Origin of the sequence: Hymenobacter sp. AT01-02 (genome assembly GCF_000961955.2) — a bacterium.
Taxonomy (GTDB): domain Bacteria; phylum Bacteroidota; class Bacteroidia; order Cytophagales; family Hymenobacteraceae; genus Hymenobacter; species Hymenobacter mucosus.
Map to the genome: position 1 here is coordinate 1 of NZ_JZIR02000027.1, position 21,318 is coordinate 21,318.

At 53.9% G+C, this 21,318-nt stretch carries 20 protein-coding genes and 2 pseudogenes; 13 read left to right on the plus strand and 9 right to left on the minus strand.

Annotation, left to right across the window (positions count from 1 at the left end; genetic code table 11):
- Nucleotides 1–256 precede the first annotated feature (256 nt).
- The 9 genes and pseudogenes from VI25_RS28875 to VI25_RS10720 form a co-directional block, all read left to right on the plus strand.
- Nucleotides 257–481: pseudogene (locus VI25_RS28875) on the plus strand (BatA domain-containing protein); the annotation flags it as partial.
- A 258-nt stretch (nt 482–739) separates the two neighbouring features.
- Nucleotides 740–2,305, plus strand: a complete 1,566-nt coding sequence (locus VI25_RS10680; RefSeq protein ID WP_236705008.1) for a hypothetical protein — start codon at nt 740–742, stop codon at nt 2,303–2,305.
- Nucleotides 2,306–2,381: 76 nt separating this feature from the next.
- Nucleotides 2,382–2,873 carry a DUF4199 domain-containing protein gene (locus VI25_RS10685; protein WP_045688941.1) on the plus strand — a complete coding sequence of 164 codons (492 nt, stop codon included), beginning with the start codon at nt 2,382–2,384 and terminating at the stop codon, nt 2,871–2,873.
- Nucleotides 2,874–2,915: 42 nt separating this feature from the next.
- Complete coding sequence (locus tag VI25_RS10690) at nt 2,916–3,440, plus strand: DUF4199 domain-containing protein (RefSeq protein ID WP_045688940.1); 525 nt, start codon at nt 2,916–2,918, stop codon at nt 3,438–3,440.
- A complete protein-coding gene (locus VI25_RS10695) occupies nt 3,433–4,419 on the plus strand; it encodes a glycosyltransferase family 2 protein (protein WP_045688939.1) in 987 nt (328 codons plus the stop codon). The genes VI25_RS10690 and VI25_RS10695 overlap by 8 nt, the downstream gene beginning before the upstream one ends.
- Before the next feature lie 81 nt (nt 4,420–4,500).
- A complete protein-coding gene (locus VI25_RS10700; RefSeq protein ID WP_055562492.1) occupies nt 4,501–5,625 on the plus strand; it encodes a glycosyltransferase in 1,125 nt (374 codons plus the stop codon).
- Between the two features lie 164 nt (nt 5,626–5,789).
- A complete protein-coding gene (locus VI25_RS10705) occupies nt 5,790–6,494 on the plus strand; it encodes a hypothetical protein (protein WP_045688938.1) in 705 nt (234 codons plus the stop codon).
- 391 nt (nt 6,495–6,885) lie between these two features.
- A complete protein-coding gene (locus tag VI25_RS25130; RefSeq protein ID WP_161806915.1) occupies nt 6,886–7,227 on the plus strand; it encodes a hypothetical protein in 342 nt (113 codons plus the stop codon).
- A gap of 98 nt (nt 7,228–7,325) precedes the next feature.
- Complete coding sequence (locus VI25_RS10720; RefSeq protein WP_161806916.1) at nt 7,326–8,030, plus strand: sensor histidine kinase; 705 nt, start codon at nt 7,326–7,328, stop codon at nt 8,028–8,030.
- Between the two features lie 35 nt (nt 8,031–8,065).
- On the opposite strand, the gene VI25_RS24030 is transcribed toward VI25_RS10720, so the two are convergent.
- The 3 genes from VI25_RS24030 to purB all read right to left on the minus strand — a co-directional run bounded on the left by VI25_RS24030 (nt 8,066) and on the right by purB (nt 10,674).
- Entirely contained in the window at nt 8,066–8,602 is a 537-nt protein-coding gene (locus VI25_RS24030) for a glycosyltransferase family 9 protein (protein WP_082455489.1), read from the minus strand.
- On the minus strand, nt 8,533–9,171 hold the full coding sequence (locus tag VI25_RS24035) for a glycosyltransferase family 9 protein (protein ID WP_052695276.1): 639 nt from the start codon (nt 9,169–9,171) through the stop codon (nt 8,533–8,535). Before VI25_RS24035 ends, VI25_RS24030 begins: the two co-directional genes overlap by 70 nt.
- 138 nt (nt 9,172–9,309) lie before the next feature.
- Nucleotides 9,310–10,674, minus strand: coding sequence for an adenylosuccinate lyase (purB, locus tag VI25_RS10735; RefSeq protein WP_055562493.1), 1,365 nt, complete (start codon nt 10,672–10,674; stop codon nt 9,310–9,312).
- Between the two features lie 1,383 nt (nt 10,675–12,057).
- Between purB and VI25_RS26770 the strand changes: the two are divergent.
- Nucleotides 12,058–12,983 (plus strand): annotated as a pseudogene (locus VI25_RS26770) (transglycosylase domain-containing protein).
- A gap of 52 nt (nt 12,984–13,035) precedes the next feature.
- Here the strand turns inward: VI25_RS26770 and VI25_RS10750 are convergent.
- The 3 genes from VI25_RS10750 to hemG form a co-directional block, all read right to left on the minus strand.
- Nucleotides 13,036–13,986 (minus strand): TerC family protein, encoded by a 951-nt coding sequence (locus VI25_RS10750; protein WP_045688934.1) that lies wholly within the window; start codon nt 13,984–13,986, stop codon nt 13,036–13,038.
- Between the two features lie 56 nt (nt 13,987–14,042).
- Entirely contained in the window at nt 14,043–14,852 is an 810-nt protein-coding gene (locus VI25_RS10755; RefSeq protein WP_045688945.1) for a polyprenol monophosphomannose synthase, read from the minus strand.
- A gap of 268 nt (nt 14,853–15,120) precedes the next feature.
- Nucleotides 15,121–16,443 carry a protoporphyrinogen oxidase gene (gene hemG / locus VI25_RS10760; protein ID WP_045688933.1) on the minus strand — a complete coding sequence of 441 codons (1,323 nt, stop codon included), beginning with the start codon at nt 16,441–16,443 and terminating at the stop codon, nt 15,121–15,123.
- A gap of 125 nt (nt 16,444–16,568) precedes the next feature.
- Between hemG and VI25_RS10765 the strand changes: the two genes are divergently transcribed.
- Nucleotides 16,569–17,132 (plus strand): D-glycero-alpha-D-manno-heptose-1,7-bisphosphate 7-phosphatase, encoded by a 564-nt coding sequence (locus VI25_RS10765; protein ID WP_236705009.1) that lies wholly within the window; start codon nt 16,569–16,571, stop codon nt 17,130–17,132.
- 143 nt (nt 17,133–17,275) lie between these two features.
- On the opposite strand, the gene VI25_RS25135 is transcribed toward VI25_RS10765, so the two are convergent.
- The 3 genes from VI25_RS25135 to VI25_RS10770 form a co-directional block, all read right to left on the minus strand.
- Nucleotides 17,276–17,428 (minus strand): hypothetical protein, encoded by a 153-nt coding sequence (locus VI25_RS25135; protein ID WP_161806917.1) that lies wholly within the window; start codon nt 17,426–17,428, stop codon nt 17,276–17,278.
- A 177-nt stretch (nt 17,429–17,605) separates the two neighbouring features.
- Entirely contained in the window at nt 17,606–17,761 is a 156-nt protein-coding gene (locus VI25_RS25140; protein WP_161806918.1) for a hypothetical protein, read from the minus strand.
- 176 nt (nt 17,762–17,937) lie between these two features.
- The gene (locus tag VI25_RS10770; protein ID WP_045688932.1) at nt 17,938–19,341 is read right to left on the minus strand and encodes a decarboxylase; all 1,404 of its coding nucleotides are present in this window, start codon (nt 19,339–19,341) and stop codon (nt 17,938–17,940) included.
- A 324-nt stretch (nt 19,342–19,665) separates the two neighbouring features.
- Between VI25_RS10770 and VI25_RS10775 the strand changes: the two genes are divergently transcribed.
- Both VI25_RS10775 and VI25_RS10780 read left to right on the plus strand, forming a co-directional pair.
- A complete protein-coding gene (locus tag VI25_RS10775) occupies nt 19,666–20,640 on the plus strand; it encodes an arginase (RefSeq protein ID WP_045688931.1) in 975 nt (324 codons plus the stop codon).
- A gap of 118 nt (nt 20,641–20,758) precedes the next feature.
- Nucleotides 20,759–21,235: a YbaY family lipoprotein gene (locus VI25_RS10780; protein ID WP_072144797.1), complete on the plus strand. Its 477-nt coding sequence runs from the start codon at nt 20,759–20,761 to the stop codon at nt 21,233–21,235.
- Nucleotides 21,236–21,318: the final 83 nt, after the last annotated feature.

Here is a 21,318-nt window from a genome sequence, read left to right on the forward strand (position 1 = left end):
GGAGGAGGGGGATGCGCCGGGGGCTCGTCCCGTTTAGGGCCTTCCTAGCCGGGAGGCTCCAGTTTTATCACGCGCACTGGCTAATCAGCACGTTATAGTCTAAAGTATTAGCGTTACAGTAGCTTGTTGTAATTCGTGTACAGATGTGCAGTGTCTGTTTTATTAGAAAACAGCTCTTAGCGTAGCACTGAGTTGAGGACTTATGCGTTTTGGAAAGAGAAATTGTGTCTCTTTGCCTAGACTTACCTCTCTTTAGATGAGCTTCACATATCCGTGGTTTTTGGTTGGGCTGTTAGCAATCAGCATTCCTATAGCTATTCATTTATTTGAATTACGGCGGCCCCAACGCATTCTCTTTACCAACGTTGAGTTTATACGAGAGGTGAAGTTGGTTACTGCTCGGCAGAGAAAGCTTAAGCATCTGTTAGTGCTGCTCGCCAGAGTTAGCTTTATCTCATTCCTAGTCTTTCTATTCGCTCAGCCTTTCATTCCTGCTCCAGAACAGCGTAGTCAACAAGGGGCAGTGAATGTATTGGTTGATAATAGCGCTAGCATGCAGCAAGTAGGTGTTAGTGACCATCTGCTTGTAGAAGATGCTATTCAGGAAGCAAGTGAACTTCCTCTAGCTTTCTCATCGGGAGCTAGATTCGCGCTAGTAGGGAATAAACAAGGCGTTGGTTCTGGCGAGGCTTATCGTGCTGCCGTTCAGGCTATCCAGATTACAGGGCAGAATCTAAGCGTGAATGCTCAGCTGAGCCAGGGACTTGACCAAGCTGCTCGCACCAATGGGCCATTGTTTCTTTTCTCCGATTTTCAGAAGAACAACTTTTCACAGCAGCAACTCACATCTCTTGATTCGAGTCAGCAAGTCTTCTTAGTGCCATTAGCTGGGAAAGCGACGGCAAACGTCTTTGTGGACAGCGTATGGTTGGATGATGCTTTTGTTCGAGCTAATACGGATATAACCTTGCGGGTACGATTGCGCAACGGTGGAGCCCAGACATCTACTGACTGTCCTGTGAAGGTTTTTGTAGGCAAGCAGCAGGCAGCAGTGTTTCGAGTACCGGTACCAGCTCACCAAACCACAACATCAATGGTGAAGGTGCGGCTAACTGATAAGTGGTTACAGGAGTGCAGGGTAGAAGTAGAAGACTCGCCTGTTGATTTCGATAACACATATTATTTCACGTTGCAGCCTGCTGCTCAAATTCGAGTTGTGGAGGTAGCAAATGAGGGGCTAATGGCACAGCTCTACAATAATGAGCCGCTATTTACTTATCAGCATTTAGCTCCGAGAACAGGAGATTACCGTGGCTTAGAGCGAGCAAACCTTATTCTGTTACGAGAAGCAACAGAGGTTTCTGCTGGACTGCGTGAGAAAATTCAAGAAGCGGTACAGCGTGGCGCTACCATTGTAATTGTACCGGCCGCTACCGCTTCACACGATTCATACACGGCTTTATTCCGAACTATTGGGGTAGGTGCCGTACAGTGGGAGCCTACGAAGGGCGGGGTACCTCCGCTTCGGGATGTTGCGGCCCCTAACCGACAGAATCCTTTCTTCCAAGATGTATTTGCTGGGCAGAACCGACCGGCGGTTATGCCAAAGGCAGCTCCAGTACTTAGTTGGTCACGTTCTGGTACGGAAATTCTGCGGCTGCGAGATGGTGACGATTTTCTGGCGGGTTTTAGCAGCGGAAAAGGGGTAGTATACCTGTTTGCGTCACCCTTCAGCAATGGGTATTCTGACTTTACTCGGCATGCCTTATTTGTGCCTGTCATGTATAGACTGGCTATGCAGAGCTACCAGCAAGAACAGCAACCTGCGTACCGATTGAACCAACGCACGCTGTCTGTGCGCCTACCAGATGCGATAAGTACAGGAGAAGAAAGCATTTTCAAACTTACTAGCGACAGTGCAGAGTACATCCCAAGCCAACGCGTACAAGGTGCCCGCGTAGTGCTGGATATACCGCCGGGCATGCGCACCCCAGGATTTTACACGCTCACGCGAGCTGGCCAGCCTGTGCTAAAAATGGCCTTCAATTTTGATAAACACGAATCTGACTTAACCAGTTATTCAGCGGCCGAGTTAAAGCAGTTGATAGGTCCAAACAGGCCCAACATTCGAGTGTACGAAACGGGTGGAGGACAATCAGTAGCAGCTCAGTATAAGGCAACCCGGGTAGGAGTACCACTATGGCGCTACTGTTTGCTTGGCGCGCTGTTATGTTTGTTAGCGGAAGGAATTTTACTACGCGTGCGTGGCCGGCAGAAGGTGGCGTCGGTTGCCCAAGCGGCGTAGGTTGCCTAAAGACCTTGTATCTTGCTGGCTCATTAGCTTTCTGCAATTGAAATCTGCGTCTTCCCCCAGTCCTGTATTGCGCACTGCTGTAGTATGCGGCGTCAGTGCTGGCTTATTGTGCATTGCTTGGGTACTGTTCCTGCATGTAACCGGCAACAATCCCTACGGTCCTAAGCGGACCCTGTCCCAATTTTTTCCAGCCATTGCTGCTGTGGTAAGCCAAGTGTTGCTGCGGCGCTATTACACGAATGGCCCAGGACTTTGGAAGTCGTTAGGAGTAGGGATAGCCACAGCGGGTATTAGTGCTGTCGTGGCGGCGCTGGGCCTGTATACCTTTGCTCGCGTAACCGGCCCGGAGCCTATTGCGAGCCATCTGGCTGAGATGCGCCAGTTGCTCGCAAATGCCAAGGACATGTACTTCAAAGAAGCCAACGGCAAGCAGCAATATGAGGCAACCTTGCGCAACCTTGCGCGCACTCCTGAAGCCTTCGCGCAGGATGAGTTCCTGAAAAAATTCGTGCTTGGCTTTATCCTAGCTATTCCAGGAGGAGTGTTTTTGCGGAAATAATTTACCTTCCGCTACCTATTACGCACTTCACTGCTACCTGCTATGACCAGCACAACTACTTCAGTTAGCCCCACCACCGTTGGGCTCCGGTACGGATTGATTACAGGGCTGGTCATTACGGCCGTTTCCTTTTTGCAGTTGGCATTGATCAGCGACCCAGAAACGCCCTTGCGTTGGTTGAGTGGAGTTGTCCTTGGCGTGGGTATTGTGCTAGCGCATAAAAGATTCAAGCAGCTAAATGGAGGCTTCATGTCGTACGGAGAAGGCCTCGGTATTGGAGCCGTTTTAGCGGCTGTGGCGGGCTTGCTAAGCAGCTTTTTTAGTTTTCTTTACCTGAAGTTTGTAGACCCTGACTATATGAACCGGGTCATGGAGCTTACGCGCAGCCGGCTGGAAGACCGCGGAATGGAAGGCGCCCAAGTTGATCAGGCAATTGCTTCCATTGCTAAGTATAGTACAGGCCCTATTTCCATTGTATTTGGCGCTCTGGGGGCTCTGTTATTGGGGTTCTTCCTCACCTTAGCTATTTCTGCTTTTACCAAACACACCCGCCCCGAATTTGAGTAAGCGTCTGCCGCACCATTTTCCCGTTGAGCTGTCTATTGTTATTCCCTTGCTCAACGAAGCCGAGTCGCTACCAGAGCTGACGCGTTGGATCAACCGCGTGCTTAGCCAGCATGGGTTGACGTACGAAGTAATTCTAATTGACGATGGCTCCACGGATGACTCCTGGGACGTAATTGAGGAATTAGCCAGTACAGACACCCACCTGCGCGGTATTCGCTTCAATCGGAATTATGGAAAGTCGGCGGCGTTGAACGTAGGCTTTCGGGAAACGACGGGCCGCGTGGTATGCACCATGGATGCTGATCTGCAAGATTCGCCCGAAGAACTGCCCGAACTTTACCGCATGATTACCCAGGATAATCTGGATTTGGTAAGCGGGTGGAAGAAGAAGCGCTACGATCCTCTGAGCAAAACAATTCCTACGAAGCTGTTTAACGGAGTGACGCGCTGGATTTCTGGTATTCAGCTGCACGACTTCAACTGTGGCCTGAAAGCTTACGATAGCCGCGTAGTGAAGAGCGTGGAGGTGTATGGGGAAATGCACCGCTATATTCCTGTCATTGCCAAATGGGCCGGCTTCCGCAAGATTGGCGAGAAGGTGGTGCAACATCAGGAGCGTAAGTACGGCACCACAAAGTTTGGGCTCGAGCGGTTCGTGTACGGCTTCCTCGACTTGATGAGCATCACGTTCGTGAGTCGGTTCCGGCGGCGTCCTATGCACTTTTTCGGCACTCTCGGGTCCTTATCATTTATTGTGGGGATGCTGATTACCCTGTGGCTGGTAAGCGAGAAAGTATGGCTTGCCCACCAAAACTTGCACGCCCGCGACGTAACAGCCCAGCCCCTATTCTTTTTAGCGCTAGTAGCCGTTATTATTGGCGTACAGCTGTTCCTGGCAGGGTTTCTAGCCGAAATGGTGCAGCTCAGCGGATCGAACCGAAACGACTACCTCATTCGCGACCGGTTGAATCTAAAATGACCCATAGCCGCGGGTTGCCTATTGTAAAGCTACTTCGGTGCTTTGCTTCTGGCAGCAGGCCGGTTTTAGCACGAAGCCACTATGAAAGTCGTTATTATCGGACCAGCCTATCCGCTCCGGGGCGGTCTAGCAACCTACAATGAGCGGCTGGCCCGGGCCTTCCAAGAGGAAGGCGACGAGGTACGGTTAGTTACGTTCTCGTTGCAGTATCCGAATTTCCTTTTCCCTGGTCAAACCCAATTCAGCACCGAGCCCGGGCCCACCGACCTCCGTATTGAGGTGAGCCTGAACTCTGTGAACCCGCTGAGCTGGTACGCGGTAGGAAACCGGCTGCGCCGAGAACGGCCCGATTTAGTGATTTTCCGCTTCTGGTTGCCATTTATGGGCCCAGCCCTGGGTGTGGTAGCGCGGCTGGTCCGCCGCAACCGCCACACGCGCGTAGTGGCAATTACTGACAACGTCATTCCCCACGAAAAGCGCCCTGGCGACCGGCCCCTGACCAAGTACTTTCTCTCGGCCTGCCACGGTTTCGTGACCATGAGCCGCTCTGTGCTGGCCGATTTACGGCGGTTGCACTTCCGACAGCCGGCCCAGTACCGCCCGCACCCACTCTACGATAATTTTGGGCCGCTCAAACCTAAACAAGGAGCTTTGCAAGCCTTGGGGCTTGATCCGAAGTATGCATACCTGCTGTTCTTCGGTTTCATTCGGGCTTACAAAGGGCTAGATATTCTCCTTGAAGCCTTTGCGGATGAGCGCTTAGCGAGACTACCCGTCAAACTCATTATTGCGGGCGAATATTATGAAGACGCAACTCCGTATGAAGCGTTGATACGCCAGCACCAGTTGGAAGGCCGCTTGGTGCGCGCAACGGACTTTATCCCAAATGAGAAGGTGGTGGATTACTTCTGCGCCGCCGATATAGTAGTGCAGCCCTATAAAAATGCCACACAAAGCGGTGTTTCCCAGATTGCCTACCACTTCAGCCGTCCTATGCTAGTAACCGATGTGGGCGGACTAGCCGAGCTAATTCCGAACGGTGAGGTGGGCTACGTAGTGCCACCAACGGCCAAAGCCATAGCGGATGCCTTGGTAGATTTCTACGAGCATCAGCGCGAAGCTGAATTTACAGCCGGTGTATGGGCTCGAAAAAAGGATTTTTCCTGGGGCGAGATGGTGAAAGCGTTGAAAGAGGTTGCGCGCTAGCTTACTATGTAGTTTGCTTAGAAAAGAACTGTTGCTTATTACTGTAGCTACTTTTCCTAGCTAAAAACGCCGGCATAGCCGTCTTCTTTACATATGCTAGATGCCAGATCGGTAGCACATTGTAGGGAATGGATTATGTACCTTGGTCTCCTAAATTCCTTTGTATGCAAGACCAAGTAAATCTGATTAAAGAAAAAGCGAAGTTTATTTCGGATGCAGAGTATGCTAGGCTGGTAGCCAATTGGGCCCAGCAAGAAGATAATTCGGAACAGCTAGAGTGCTTTGTAGAAGGCGATACTTTTCAAGTAGGTGGAATAATTTCTTTTTCTACCATTTCCTATCTGCTTTCTACGCCAGGTATTGCTACTATTAAAATCAGGTTCGGATTAAAAAATAAAGAAGAAAAACAATTTTGCTTGCTGCTATTCGGGGTAGATTCTGCAGGGGAGAGAGTAACTCCGTATTGCGAGGCCACCAGCATTTATACTCCAAGTAAGGAAAGCGAAGCGCTAGATATGCCCAGTGAAGAATTACCGGAATCCTTGACGGGTCTGTGGAAGTACAACTGGATAAGCAGGAACGGTGCCGTGGGCGCCGAGGTGTTTAGCATTCGGTATGGCTTTCTACACGGGTATAACTACTCTGTCCAAGAGTTCGTAGCGACACTCGGACTAGCCAAGGAAAAGCTGTCTGTTCACATTATCTATGGTCTGCATCACTACTATGGGCTTGGCAATAGCCAGAAGGCGTCTACGCTGCCTTGCTACGCTTTCGGGCTAGTGTTGCACGCTACCAAGTTGGGCGAAGCCAACAGCATAGACGATGAGGGGTACTATGATTTGAGCTCTCCATGTCCTCGTACCTGCTAATAGCTCAAGCAGAGTAAAGCGTTTCGAATTCCTGAGCAAGGCTAGTTAGAGCTTGAACCCCTTGCTGTACTCACACTTCATGCATGGGCTTCACTACTGAGCAGGTAATTATATTTCTAGTAATAGTGCCGGAAATAGCAGCAGCCGTTGTCGGGGCGGTAAAATGGAAACACCTACCTGCTAACCTGCGCCCACTAGCCTTACTGACATTTTTTGCGCTGCTTACAGAACTAGTATCCCGAGTGTATTGGCTACTGCATGTATCTAATTTATTTATGTGGCCGATATACATCGGAGTTGAGTTTGCCCTGCTCGTGTGGATGTATAGCCTCATCATAAAAAATAACGTGCTGCTAAAGTTAGATGGGTAGTAGTAGCTACAATGATAGGAATGCTGACTATCGAAGAAATAGGACGACTAGGGCAGCCTGATAATGTGGATAATATTGGGCGCTCAGTGGAAAGCGTTCTGGTAATAGGATTAGTGCTGCTATATTATTATACTTCCTTTAAAGAAATGCGGGTATTTTACATATGGAAGGACCCTGTATTTTGGATTTCGACGGCTTTGCTGATCTTTTTTGCCGGAAATTTTCTGATATACACGTTTGCCAACTTCAGCATCAAATATTCTCAGCAACTGTCCTACCAGATATGGGCGTTGCACGGAGTATTAACCATGTTGTTGTATAGTACCTATGCATATGGCTTGTGGATAAGCCCACGGAAGTAGAATTCGCTTGGTTATTGTTCACAGGCATTAGTGTGATGCTGCTGCTAGCAGTGGCAATCGTTGTTTTTATAGTGGTTTACCAAAAGAAGGCGCATGCTATGCAGGTAAACCTGCAGCAGCAGGAGTTAGAACACCAGCAAGCAATGCTAGGCTTGGTAGTTGCCTCTCAGGAAACCGAACGGGAGCGAATTGCCCAAGACCTGCACGATGAAATAGGTGGGGCACTGGCTGCTGCACAGCTAATAATCAACCAACTGCGTTCTAATGCCGCCAGCCCCCAGGCGCAGGAAATGGCCCAGCAGGCCAGCCAAATAGTGGGAGAAACGGTGCAGAACATGCGCCACATTGTGCGTGATATTTCGCCGGCAATGCTGGTGCGGTTTGGGTTTCGCCGTGCCGTTACAATGCTCGCTACGCGCTTAGAAGCCACGGGAATGCTCGTGCATCTGCAAGTAGATGCTAGCGTGGAAACGTGGGAGGTTAGCGCACAACTGGCCCTGTACCGCATCGTGCAGGAGTTCTTTGCCAACACGCTTAAGCATGCCCAAGCCCACCACCTGACGCTGGATATTACCACGGTAGCGGGCGTGCTAAAACTACGCATGAGCGATGATGGACGCGGTTTCGCGCTCCAGCCAGAGGGGCAAGGCAAATCAACTGGAATGGGACTGGCCGGTATTAGGGCTCGGGCCCGAGTTCTCAATGCAGACCTCAACCTCACATCAGCACCTGGGCAAGGTACCCAAGCTGTACTAATAATGGTAACGGCGGCAGACGCTGTTCCCGTTGGTGCCTTGGGATAAGCTGGTTGTACCCGCTAGCTACCCCTTAGAACTTGCTACCCAATGGCTATCGGCACGCTAGCTTGCACGGCTGCGAATACCTTTTCAGCCGGTAAGTCTTCCATGCAGCTAGTTCCTAGCTTGCAAGAGCCCCGGTAGAAGCACACGCACTGCCGGTCGGGTTGTACCAGTTGGCCGCGGTCGTAGAGGTCAAACTCGTACGGGTTAAAGATATTATTCATCAGGATGGTAGGCTTGCGTAGCGCGATGCTGATGTGCATAGCCATGGTTACTTGGGTCACAATGCCATCCATCTGGTACATCAGGTTGATGAACTGCGCCAAAGGGAACGTGCCCAAGTATGCCGCGCCGGTGGCTGCATGCAAACGCCGATTCCGTTCGTCTTCTGCCTCTCCGCCTAGTAGCACGGGCGCGTAGCCCGCGGCCTGCAATTGCTGAATCAGTCGAGTCCACTGGTCATCTGACCACAGGCGGGTAGTCCACCGGTCGCCGCAGCCGGTGTTCAGCCCAATGCGCGGGGCATGGTAGGGAGGTGGCTCCAGTCGTAGCCTTTGTCTTCGTGCGTGTCGAATACGTACTCTTCGCCCCGGAACTCAAAGCCGCACAGTTCAAATATCTCCTGCACATAAGGCTTTTGGTTTTGCAGGCTTAGCTGGTCAAATACGCCCGTGAGGTACTTGTGGTCGGCTAGGGCATTGCTGGGCCAGGCCACGCCGTACTGGGGGTGCAGGGTGTAGCCAAATTTTTGGGTAGCCCGAATGGAGTCGTGCAAGGCACAGGCTTCCTTGTCCTTATCAAGGTTGAGCAGAATATCGAACTCCCGTTGCTGTAGATGCAGTACGGCCGGTAAATCTAACTTTAGGACTTCGTCAATCTCACCTTGCGGTAGGATGGCGGGCGTGAGTGTAAGCCAGGTAATCTTGCCCATCGGATACTCCTGCCGCAACCGCCGCAAAAGGGGGGTTGTCCGAATCACGTCGCCAATAGCCCCCAACTTAATAATGAGAATGCGCTGTTGGATGGGTGCATACACCGGGCAGTTGGCGCACTGGTAGCCATGCTCTTTATTGGGGCGGCAAGGAATATCGCCACGGAAGTGGCGGCAGTCTGGATGAACGGTAATACCGGCGAGAGAAGCCATGCAAGAATGAAATTACAAGCTCAAAGGTAGAAGATAGGAGCAAGTGGGAGGAGCACGACTGAAAAAAGCCCGATCCGGCAACAGGCCAGACCGGGCTTTAGGCAGTAGCAGAGCGGCAGCTATTCCGCTCGGGTGGAGCTATACTCCTACGTAGCTGGTAGGAGAAATGGCCCTCAGTTCGGTTTTCACTTCTTCGCTTACTTCTAGCGTATCAATGAACTCACGGATAGTCTGCTCGGTGATGGGGCCGTGGGTACGCGTCAGGGCTTTGAGCGCGTTGTACGGATCGGGGTAGTTTTCGCGGCGCAGCACCGTCTGAATGGCCTCGGCCACTACCGGCCAGTTGGCATCTAGGTCGCGGCGCAGAGCTTCTTCGTCAAGGGCCAGCTTATCAAGGCCGCGCTGCAAGGCTTGCAGGGCAATGAGTGTGTGGCCGAGCGGTACACCCAAGTTGCGCAGTACGGTAGAATCGGTGAGGTCGCGCTGAAGGCGGCTGATTGGCAGCTTGGCCGATAAGTGCTCCAGTATAGCGTTGGCCAATCCCAGGTTGCCCTCAGCATTTTCAAAATCAATGGGGTTCACCTTGTGAGGCATGGCCGAAGACCCCACCTCACCAGCCTTAATGGTCTGACGGAAGTAGCCCAGGGAAATATACTGCCACACGTCGCGGGCCAAGTCGATGAGGATGGTGTTGAGGCGCTTGAGGCCGTCGCACAGGGCCGCCAAGTGGTCGTAGTGCTCAATTTGGGTGGTAGGATGGCTGCGCTTCAAACCTAAGCGGCCTTCCACGAACTGCTGGGCAAAAGCGTGCCAGTCGGTACCAGGGTAGGCCACATGGTGGGCGTTGAAATTGCCAGTAGCCCCACCAAACTTTGCTCCGAAGGGCACTTGAGCCAGTAGTTCTACCTGGGCATCAAGGCGAGCTACAAATACGGCTACCTCCTTACCTAGGCGGGTAGGAGAAGCTGGCTGCCCATGCGTGCGCGCCAGCATGGGCACGGTGGCCCAGTCCTGAGCGCGCGTGGCCAAGTTGTTACGCACCTGAGCGTAGGCTGGCAGCAGCGTATGAACCAGGGCATGCTGGAGGCTAAGCGGAATGGCCGTGTTGTTGATGTCCTGGGACGTGAGGCCGAAGTGAATAAACTCCAGATGCTGACCTAGGCCCAGGGCCGTAAATTGGTCGCGCAAGAAATATTCCACAGCCTTCACATCGTGGTTGGTTACGCGCTCATGGGCTTTTACCGCTTCGGCATCGGCCACTGAGAAGTCTTTATAGATGCTGCGTAGTTGCTCAAACACGTTGGCGTCGACACCTGCCAGCTGGGGGAGGGGCAATTCGCACAGAGCAATGAAATATTCGACCTCCACCAGCACTCGGTAGCGGATAAGCGCAAGCTCAGAAAAGTAAGGCGCTAGGGGAGTAGTGCCGCGACGGTAGCGCCCATCCAGGGGCGAAACGGCGGTAAGTGGAGTGAGCAAAGCGTAATCGGCAGCAGACGACATGGGCAGTAGCAAGGTTAGTCAGGGCGGGCCAAAGGTACGGAATGGCATTGCGCCCGCCGTCGAGGCGCGAGCCTTTTTCGTTACCTTTGCTACTGAGCGGCGGCGGGTTCGGCACGAATCTGGTACGGACCGGCCGCAGTTTCCTTCCTCCTGACTGTTCGCGTGACTCCAGCTACGAAACGAAAAATTGGCATCGGCCTTGGCATCCTTGCGGTGCTGCTCGCCGTGGGCCTTGGTATATTTTTGCTCAAGCGGCAACAGCTGCTGAACTACGCCTTGCTGCAAGTAAAAGCCAAGGTAGAGCGTAAATTCCCCGTGACTCTCTCCTTGGGCCCCGCCCGCTTCACCGACCTAAATACGGTGCAGCTAGACGGGGTAAGCGTGGTGCCCACGGCCCTCACAACGGATACCCTGCTACGGGCCCAAACCGTGCGGGCTTCCCTGAGCGTGCGCAGCTTGTTTGCGGGCCGTCCGGTGTTTAGCAACCTGGAAATCGACAATGCCAGCCTCACAGCCCGCAAGACGGCCAGTGGCACCGACAACTACTCTTTCCTCTACAAAAGGAAGAAAGGCCAGCCAGTAGTGAAGCGCGATACTACCAAAGGCACTAACTACGGTCTGTTAGCAAATCAACTACTCGAGGCAACCTTCGATAACGTGCCGGGTGAGGCTGATTTTCGTAATTTTCTTATCACCTACCGGAGCCCACGCCACACGGCTACGCTCACAATGCCCGAGCTGGCTATTGAGGACGGGGATATTAAAGGGCAACTGACGGCGGTTATCGACTCGGTTCGGAACCGCGTGGGAGTGCTGGGGCGCATTGACGCCGGCGACTACGAGGTAGATGCGCAGATATTCGCCCTCGACCGCCGCCCCGTGGTATTGCCCTACGTGCAGCGCCGGTACGGAGCCCGGGTGCAGTTTGACACCGTGCGGGTGAGCCTAACGGGCAAAGACTTCAGCGACGACGAGCTAACCGTGAAAGGCACCGCGTCGGCGGCGAACTTCATCGTAAACCACCCCAAGCTCTCCGATAGCGACGTGCGCTTTCCGCGTGGTGGTATCGACTTCGTTGCTCGGCTAGGGCAAGATGCCTTTGCTTTGGAGAAAGGGACACGGGTGCTGCTGAATCGGATGGAGTTCTTCCCCGAGTTTTCCGTGCGCCGGTTGCCCGTAAACCAGCGGGTAATTGGCAAGGAAATCAATGGCCTTACCAGCCGCAGCCAGTTTATGGCGGGTATGCAGGTGAAGCTGAACGTGGAGTCTAGCGAGACTCCCACCAACGATTTCTTCGCCTCCCTACCCGAAGGAATGTTTGAAACCTTGGAAGGCACCCAGGGCGAAGGCACGCTCAAGTACAGCCTCAGCGCCGACCTAGACATGAATAAGCTGGACAGCCTGCGGTTCAACTCTGGGCTGCGCGGTACCAAGTTCCGTATTACTCGCTTCGGGCGCGAGAACCTGAACAAGCTGAACGAGGAGTTCCCCTACACGGCCTATAACGACAAAGGCGACTCGGTGAAAACCTTCCTGGTGGGCTCCTCAAATCCGGAGTTCACGCCCTACAATGAGGTAGCCGACTACCTCAAGTATGCCATCATGACGGCGGAGGACCCCCGCTTTATGTCGCACCGGGGGTTCATGGAGAAGGCATTTGTGAAGTCGGCCATTCAGAACTTCAAGGAGCGGCGCTTCGCCCGGGGCGGTAGTACCATCTCTATGCAGCTGGTGAAAAATGTGTTTCTCACCCGCAAGAAGACCATCGTCCGCAAGGTGGAAGAGGCCCTGATTGTGTGGATTATCGAAAACACGCGCTTGGCTTCGAAGGAGCGCATGCTGGAAGTGTACTTGAACATTATTGAATGGGGCCCAAAATTTACGGGGTTGCTGAAGCCGCCGAGTTCTACTTCGACAAGCAGCCAGCCAACCTAAACCTCTCCGAGAGTTTGTTCTTGGCTAGTATAATTCCCCGCCCGAAGTACTACCGCAACGGGTTCAACCAGTACGGCGAAATGCGGGGTAGCGCCCGGTATTTCCACCGCCTTATTGCGCAGCTGATGGCCCGCAAGGGCTACATTTCGCAGGGCGAGTACGAGGGGCTGGGAAATTTCGTGGCCTTCAATGGTCCGGCGCGTAAATACATCGTGCGGGCTACCCGCGACACCGTCCGCACAACCGTAGCGGCAGATTCCTCGCAATACGAGCCCCTGAACCTGATCGACCTGCTAGGCGGCGCCGCTGCCCCCGACGCGGGGGTGAATCAGGGAGCACCGCCCACGCAGCCAGCTACCCCGCCTAACAACTAAACTATGACGTAAAAAAGGCCGGCTACATTAAGTAGCCGGCCTTTTTTATGCTCTATTCTCGTGACGTTCTAGGAAAGGTTTCTTCCTCCGGCTTCTTCGGGAAGAGAAGCGACAGACCTACTGACCCCGCCAGAATTAGCCCAACGATACCCAAGGATAAGCCCATAGATACGTGGTAGATTTCTGATACCAGCAGCTTGCCCCCAATGAAGATGAGAATAAGCGACAGGCCATAGTGCAGGTAGTGGAACAGGCGCATCAGGCCCTCTAGGGCAAAATACAGGGCCCGCAAACCTAGCAGGGCAAACACATTGGAAGTGTACACAATAAATGTGTCGCGCGAGACGGCCAGGATGGCGGGGATAGAGTCGGCGGCAAAGACAACATCAGTTGTTTCTACCATCACCAGTACCACAAACAGCGGAGTAGCGTAGCGCAGGCCATCTTGACGCACAAAAAACTTGCCCTCGTGCAGGCGGCTAGTAATGGGGAGGTGGCGGCCCAGAAACTTTACCACTGGGTTGCTATCGGGGTCTATTTCCGGTTCGCCGGCACTAGCGGCCATCTTCACGCCAGTATACACCAGGAAAGCCCCGAGGAAGTACAGCAGGAAGTGGAACTTGGCCAGCAGAGCCGCCCCAATCAGGATAAAGGCCGCGCGTAGCACCAGTGCTCCAATAATGCCCCAGAACAAGATCTTATGCTGGTATTGGGGCGGAACTTTGAAGTAGGAGAAGATGAGCAGAAAGACGAATAGATTGTCAACGCTCAAAGACTTCTCAATGAGGTAGCCCGTGAGGAACTCCATAGCTGCCTGCTTGCCCAGCCAGCGGTACACCAACGCATTGAACGACAGCGACAGGATGATCCAGAAGACGCTCCAGCCCAAGGCTTCGCGCATGCGCACCACGTGGGCGTTGCGGTTGAATACCAGTAGGTCTAGCAACAGTAGCGCCAGCACGAATGCGTTGAAGGCAACCCAGAATAGCGGACTTATTTCCATGCGTAGCGGAAAAGATGTGCGACTTTTCTCAAAAGTAAGCCGCTGGCCTTTCTCGCTTACCGGGATTCGGGGTATGGGGTTGCGGAAGTAGCTGACAACTGGTCGGTTGAGCCGGTCACTATGGGCTCGGGTGCCGTCCGCTCAAAGCGCCGGAACCAACTGGCAACCTTCAACTGCACGACTCCAAAGAAGGCTTCTTTGAAGATGCCCTTACTCATTTTGGAAGCACCTCGGGTGCGGTCGGTGAAGATGATAGGCACTTCTTTAACCCGGAAGCCATACTTGTAAGCCAGCCACTTCATTTCAATCTGGAAGGCGTACCCTACAAACTGAATCCGGTTTTGCAGGATGGTGCGCAGCACGCGGGCCGTGTAGCACTTAAAGCCCGCCGTAGCATCCATAATGGGCATGCGCGTAATAAAGCGCACATACGCCGACGCAAACCAAGACATAAGCACGCGGTCCATAGGCCAGTTGACCACGTTTACTCCCTGGATGTAGCGCGACCCAATGGCCAGGTCGTAGTGCTGATGAGCACACGTATCGTAGAGGCGAATCAGGTCGTCGGGGTTATGGGAAAAGTCGGCGTCCATCTCAAACACGTACTCATAGCCCCGGGCCAGGGCCCAGTTGAAGCCGTGGATATAGGCCGTACCCAAGCCAAGCTTGCCGGTGCGCTCCTCTAGAAATAGCCGGCCCGCAAACTCCGGTAGTAGCTCGCGCACAATTGCTGCCGTGCCGTCGGGAGAGCCATCATCGATGATGAGCACATCGAAGGCTTTGGGCAAGGAAAATACCTTACGGAGAATCAATTCTATGTTCTCACGCTCGTTATAAGTCGGTATTAGGACAAGCCCGTCATTCATGGGGCCAAAGGTAGGGGTTTGGCGGAAGTGCCCACGCAGCAACCTGAACAAGAGTGTCAGTTTCGGAAGCCCTAAAGGCAAGAATAAGAAGAAGTGTACTGAGTACAAAGGACGGTAGAAACGCCGTCGTGGATAGCATAGATGCCCGCTATCCACCAAGCGTTGCTTCGGCCCTCAGAAGTCCAACAACAGGACCACCCCAAGAAGTTTGCTTACGCGCACGATCTGGTAGGTGCCTAAGATGGTCGTGGTTTAGATACTGGCTGTGCTAGCGCATGAGCTGTTGGGCTAGCTGCTGAGCGTGACGAATGCAATCGGGGACGCCCACGCCGGCTTGCCAGTTGGCCGTGGCATGCAGGCCATGTTCAGCCAAGGCTGCCACCGCCGCCCGAGCAGGCCCAATCCGGTGGTCGAACTGCGGAATAGCCCGCTCCCAGTAGTAGCGGTACTGCCACACAGGAGCAGCTTGAATGCCATAGAACCGACTTAGTTCGGCGTGCACGGCTGCTTTCTGCGTTTCGGCAGGCTGGCGGGCCTGCTCTTCGTACTGGCTGCCTCCCACGAAGGTCGTGAACAGCACTTGTCCGGCCGGGGCCCGGTCAGGAAAGATGGAGCTAGTCCAGATGCTACCAGCGGCATAAGGCTGCTCTACGCGGGGGTGCAGGGCGCCAAAACCATCGAGTGGGTGCTGCACCGCCACGCGGTCGTACGCCGAGTAGATAGCCGTCATGGGCGGGTAGTGTACCTGCTCCAAAGCCTCAGCCGCCGCTGAAAACTGGGGGCGCAGCAAGTCGGCCGCCGTATACGTGGGTAGGGCCAGCACTACATGGTCGTAGAGGCGGAAGCCTGGGCCGCCAGTAGTTTCCAGCGCCCACCGGCCATCATCAGTGCGGCGGTGTAGCCCCGTGATGCCGTGGCTAAAGTGAGCGCGCCGTAGCTGCCGGGCCAGCGTGTCGGTAAGCGTTTGAAGGCCACCGTGCAGCGTAAAGGTGCGCCGGCGCCCGGCACCGCCTTTGCTTTTCATGAGCCCACGCAACACGGAACCGTGCTGCTGCTCCATGGCGGCCAGTTGCGGAAACGTATGCTGTACCAGCAGCTGCTCCGGGTCGCCGGCGTAAATACCAGCAATGAATGGGTTGAGCGCGTAGTCCGTTACCTCCGACCCAAACCGACGACGGAAAAAGGCCGCCAGTGTTTCGGGCGTACCCGCGGGGGCTGCGGGGCGGGTCAGCTCACGCAATAGGTTAAACTTGGTTTTCAGGCCGAAAAACTTGCCCGTGAGTAGGGCCGGAGGCGTACCAGGTAACTTCTGGTAGCTGCCATTCTTAAGCACATAGCGGTTTTGGCTGACGGCCGCTGCGTCTTGCATCTGGCTCGTCAGGTTCAAGCCCTGTAGCAATTGATCCAGCTCGGGGCTGAGCAAAAGAGAATTGGGACCTGTTTCCAGCAAATAGTCGCCGTGGCGTTCGGTGCGCACGGTGCCTCCGGGCCGGGCGGCCGCTTCATACAGGTCGTAGTCGGCGCCGGCCCGCTGCAGGTACCAGGCCAAGGTGAGGCCCGAAATGCCGCCGCCCAAAATGGCTATGGTCATTTCTTGAAAAAGTAAGGAGGTGATAGGGTAGGAAGTAGCAGGGTGCAAAGGTAGGCACCCCGTACCTTTGGCGCCGCTATTTAGCTAGTTTCGCTTCCCTTTCACCCTTCTTTTCTGCTTGCCTTATGACTTATGCTCCCAATAAAGCGGTATTTCTGGACCGAGACGGTGTACTAAATGCCGAAATTGGAGACTACGTGTGGGAAGTAGAGAAATTTGTGGTGCTGCCTGGCGTACCCGAGAGCCTAGCCCGACTGAAGCAGGCTGGCTACTATCTTATCGTTGTCACTAACCAAGCGGGTATTGCCAAGCAACTGTATTCCGCCACCGAGGTAGAGGCGTGCCATCAAAAGCTTCAGCAGGCCTGCCAAGGGCTGATAGATGCCTTCTATTTCGCCCCGGGCCATCCTAGCGTGTCAGAGTCGTTATCGCGCAAGCCAGGCTCCCTCATGATCGAGAAGGCCATGGCCCGGTTTCACCTTAATCCTGCCCAAAGCTGGATGATTGGCGACCGGTACCGCGACATGGAAGCCGGCGCTCGGGTAGGCGTACGCGGAATCTTGGTGGGTTACTCAGAAGCTACCACCTACCAGCCCCACGTAGCGACTTGCTCGCCGCTACCGACCTTATTTTGGCTACCGCTACTAGATACAGAAAGCCGCCCGCCAGTAACATGTAACTGCTACTAGGAAGGTGCCAAATTGTCTGCTTTAGTAACTTCTTCAGTGCCTCCTACCAGTGCTAGCTTCTCATAAACCTAGCTTGCTTCCTTGGTGCCGAGCACCCCGCCGCTATTCTTCCGCTACTGCGTGGGGGAGCCCACGCGTGTTCTTTACTGTCGCTCAGGGGTAGTGAGAGCGGCACTAGCCGTAATGGCGGTAGCTACCTGAGTAGCGGGTTTAGTAGCCGAGTAAGCGGGACATTTGGTGCGGCAAGAGCCCAAAGCCAGCGTGCTAAGCAAAGAGAAAATAAAAATCTTTCTCATTGAATATTACAAAATATAAAAGTGGGGAAACTGGACAGCTGCTCTGATTAGGAGCATTTTGACTGTACAACGTCTCAACAATCTTATTTAGTGCCTATGGTACTGGCAGGAGCAGAAAATAAAAAGGCTCCTTCCGCATAGCAGAAGGAGCCGAATAGTCTGGCAACGCCACGAGTACTACTGACGAGGGGCCGGGGTAGCTGCGCTAGCGGAAATAGTGGAAGAAATACGAGTGGCCTCTTTGGTGCTAGAATAAGCGGGGCACTGCGACTTCCGGTTGCACGCACTAAAAGCCAGCGAAGCGACGCAGGTAAATAGTAGAACTTTTTTCATGGCATTGAAGATAAGAAAGGTCTGGTTCAGAGCGGTAAAGATACAGGAAGCCCCTGCGGCGTCCAAGCTGTCGACTTCGGCTTTCGATTAATACTACCCCCAGATCGGCAAACTGCCCCAAACTACCCCATTGGCTGGGATAATTTGGGGCAGTTGCTCGGCTTACCTTCAGAGGCTTACTTCTGGTAGCCCAGAATGCGCATCATCGACTCGCCACTTTGCTCTTCTGCGAATACGTAGTCCGTGAGCGTACCATCCTCGGCGCGGTCTAGAATAACCATTTTCGGTGCCGGAATTAGGCAGTGCTTCACGCCACCGTACCCCGACAAGCTCTCCTGGTAAGCTCCGGTGTGGAAGAAGCCCACATACAGGGGCTTAGGGTCTTGGGCGGGCTTGCGCTCCGGCAAAAACACCTGGTAAATGTGTTTTTCGGCGTTGTAGTAGTCCTGCGAATCGCAGGTGAGGCCACCAAGTTGAATTTTCTTGTACGAGCGGTTCCAGCCATTCAGGGCCAGCATAATGAAGCGCTGGTTGAGGGCCCAGGTGTCGGGTAGGTTGGTGATAAACGAGCCGTCAATCATGTACCAGAGCTCCTTATCGTTCTGCAGCTTCTCGTCTAGAATGCTGTAGATCGTAGCGCCCGACTCACCCACGGTGAAAATACCGAATTCGGTGAAGATGTCGGGCTCTGGTACGCCTTCTTCCTCGCAGATGCGCTTGATGGTGCGCAGCACTTCGGCAATCATGTAGGGGTAGTCATACTCCTTCTGAATGCTGGTTTGAATGGGTAAGCCGCCCCCAATGTCGATGGTGGTGAGGGTAGGGCACACCTTACGCAACTCGCAGTACTTGTGCACGAAGCGGCTCAGCTCCGACCAGTAGTAGCTGGTGTCCTTGATGCCGGTATTGATGAAGTAGTGCAGCATCGTCAGCTCAAAGCGCGGATCATCCTTGATCTTCTGCTCGTAGAGCGGCACGGCGTCGGTGTAGCGAATGCCCAGGCGCGAAGTGTAGAACTGAAAGCGTGGTTCCTCGTCGGAAGCCAGGCGCATACCTACATTGCACTTTTCGCGCACGTTGTCGTGGTAGTAGTCTACCTCGTTCGGCGAGTCGAGAATAGGCATACAGTTCACAAACCCATCGTTGATGAGGGCCGTGATTTCCCGCTTGTATTCTTCGGTCTTGAACCCGTTGCAGATGATATAGGTATCCTTCGTGACCCTGCCCTTCTGGTACATGGCCCGAATGATATTGGTGTCAAACCAGCTGGAAGTTTCGATGTGGACGCCGTTTTTCAAGGCTTCCTCCACCACAAAGCTGAAGTGTGAGGCCTTGGTGCAGTAGGCGTAGGAGTAGCGGCCCTGGTAGCCAGTTTGCTCAATGCCCAGGCGGAACCACTCCTTGGCCCGCTGAATCTGGCTGCTGATTTTGGGGAGGTAGGTGAGGCGCAGCGGGGTGCCGTGCTTTTCTACCAGGGCCATCAAGTCAATATCGTGGAAGCGCAGCTCGTCATTTTCAACGTGAAACTCGTCGGTGGGAAAATCGAAAGTCTGCGAAATCAGGGAGTGGTAGGTATCCATTAAAGGAGGGGGTGATGCTATTTTCTTGTGAGGATGAAGGAAAGAATGGCCGGCGGTGCGGGTAAACACTCGCCTACCTAGTTGAAAAAGAACGCGTACGATAAGTGGGCAAAATGCTTTGATAAGCGCCACTGTATGCGCTTTTTCCAAGCAAAGCTTTTTCCGAACTTAGGACCCGCAAAGATACCCCCTTGCGGGGGTTTTGGTTGTGCTTTGTTCGTTGGTTGCGCCGGAAGGTCCGCGCGCGTCAAGCCTATCCTGGCCTGTGGCCTTGGTAATCGGCAAGCATATAAACCACTCTAACCCTTTTCCTGCCCATGTAGTATGCGTCGCATCAAGTTAGTGGAAGTGCGCTCCGAACTCGGAGCCGGCACCCGAGGCGCCAGCCTGGGGGTAGATGCCCTCAAAGTGGCCTGCCTCAATAAAGGGTCCGATTACTTTCGTCGGTTCAATTCCGTCAGTGTGCCGGACCTGAACCACGTGCTCTTCGAGAAAAATCATTTTCCGAAGGCCAAACACATTGATTCTATTTACACGGTGCAAAAAGGCATTGCCAGCACCGTCGAACAAACCTTACGGTTTGGGGAGTTCCCCCTGGTACTAGCCGGCGACCATAGTAATGCGGCAGCGACCATTGCGGGCATTAAAGCCGCCTACCCGCACAAAACGCTGGGGGTGGTGTGGATAGATGCTCACGCCGACATTCACTCGCCCTACACCACTCCCTCGGGCAACATGCACGGCATGCCAATAGCCATTTCCCTGGGCGATGATAACCGGCAATGCCAGCGGAACACGATAGAACCCGAAACGGAATTTTTCTGGCAGAAGCTTAAAAACCTAGGCGAAACGGGCCCTAAGCTTATTGGAGAGCACCTCGTGTACGTGGTAGTGCGCGACACCGAGGCGGAAGAAAATGCCATCATCGAGCGGCTAGGAATTAAGAATTACAAGCTTGATGAAGTAAAAGCTAAGGGAACCCGCCAAGTAGCCCGCGAAATCTACGAGCGTCTGCGCTTCTGCGACCTAGTCTACATCTCGTTCGACGTGGACTCCCTGGACTCCCGCTTCTCCAAGGGTACGGGCACGCCAGTAGAGGAGGGCCTGAACGTAGAGGAAGCCATTAGCCTGTGCCGCGCTTTGCTGGATAATGACCGGGTTGTGTGCTTCGAGATGGTGGAAATCAACCCCACGCTCGACAGCGAAAATACTATGGCTACCAATGCCTTCGACATCCTGGAAGCCGCCACCGATGCCATTCAGCGCCGCTTGCGCATGGCGGAGGTTGTGAGCCGGTAGGAGAGTAGTACGGTTTAGCTGCGGCCGAGCCCGGGTAGAGTTGGGGACTTCCTTGGAAAATAGCAGATTCCCAATACATTCGTGCCTGTTCGTTATCATTCTATCCCGGTTAGTTGCCATGAAGCCACCCCTCCTGCCTGCTCTCTGTGTTGTGTCACTACTAGGTGCTTGCACGGCCACTCCCTCATCGCCGGGGGGAGCGGGCACCACGGCCCCGGTTGTGGTGACGGTGAAGGATTCTATAACGGGCACCGTAACCTATCGGGAGCGAATGGCCCTGCCCGCATCGGCCGTAGTGCGCCTACAATTACAGGATGTGTCGCGGCAGGATGTGGCCGCTACCGTGGTCGACTCAGTGACCATCCGGCCCAATGGGCGACAGGTTCCACTGGCCTTTACGCTGCGCTACGACACGGCCCGAATTCAGGAAAATGTCACTTATGCGTTGCAGGCGCGCATTGTGGCCGATGGGCAATTGCTGTTCATCAACGATGTGTCCTACCCTGTCGTCACGCGCGGCAACCCCAAGCAAGTGCAGATGGTACTGCGCCGAGCGAAAACTGAGCGTAGCAAGAGTAGAACCCATAAGCAATAAGGGCTGGCACATGCGTGTGCCAGCCTTATTGCTTATGGGTTCTACTCTTGCTACGCCTGACGACCACCCTGGCGGTAAGGCAC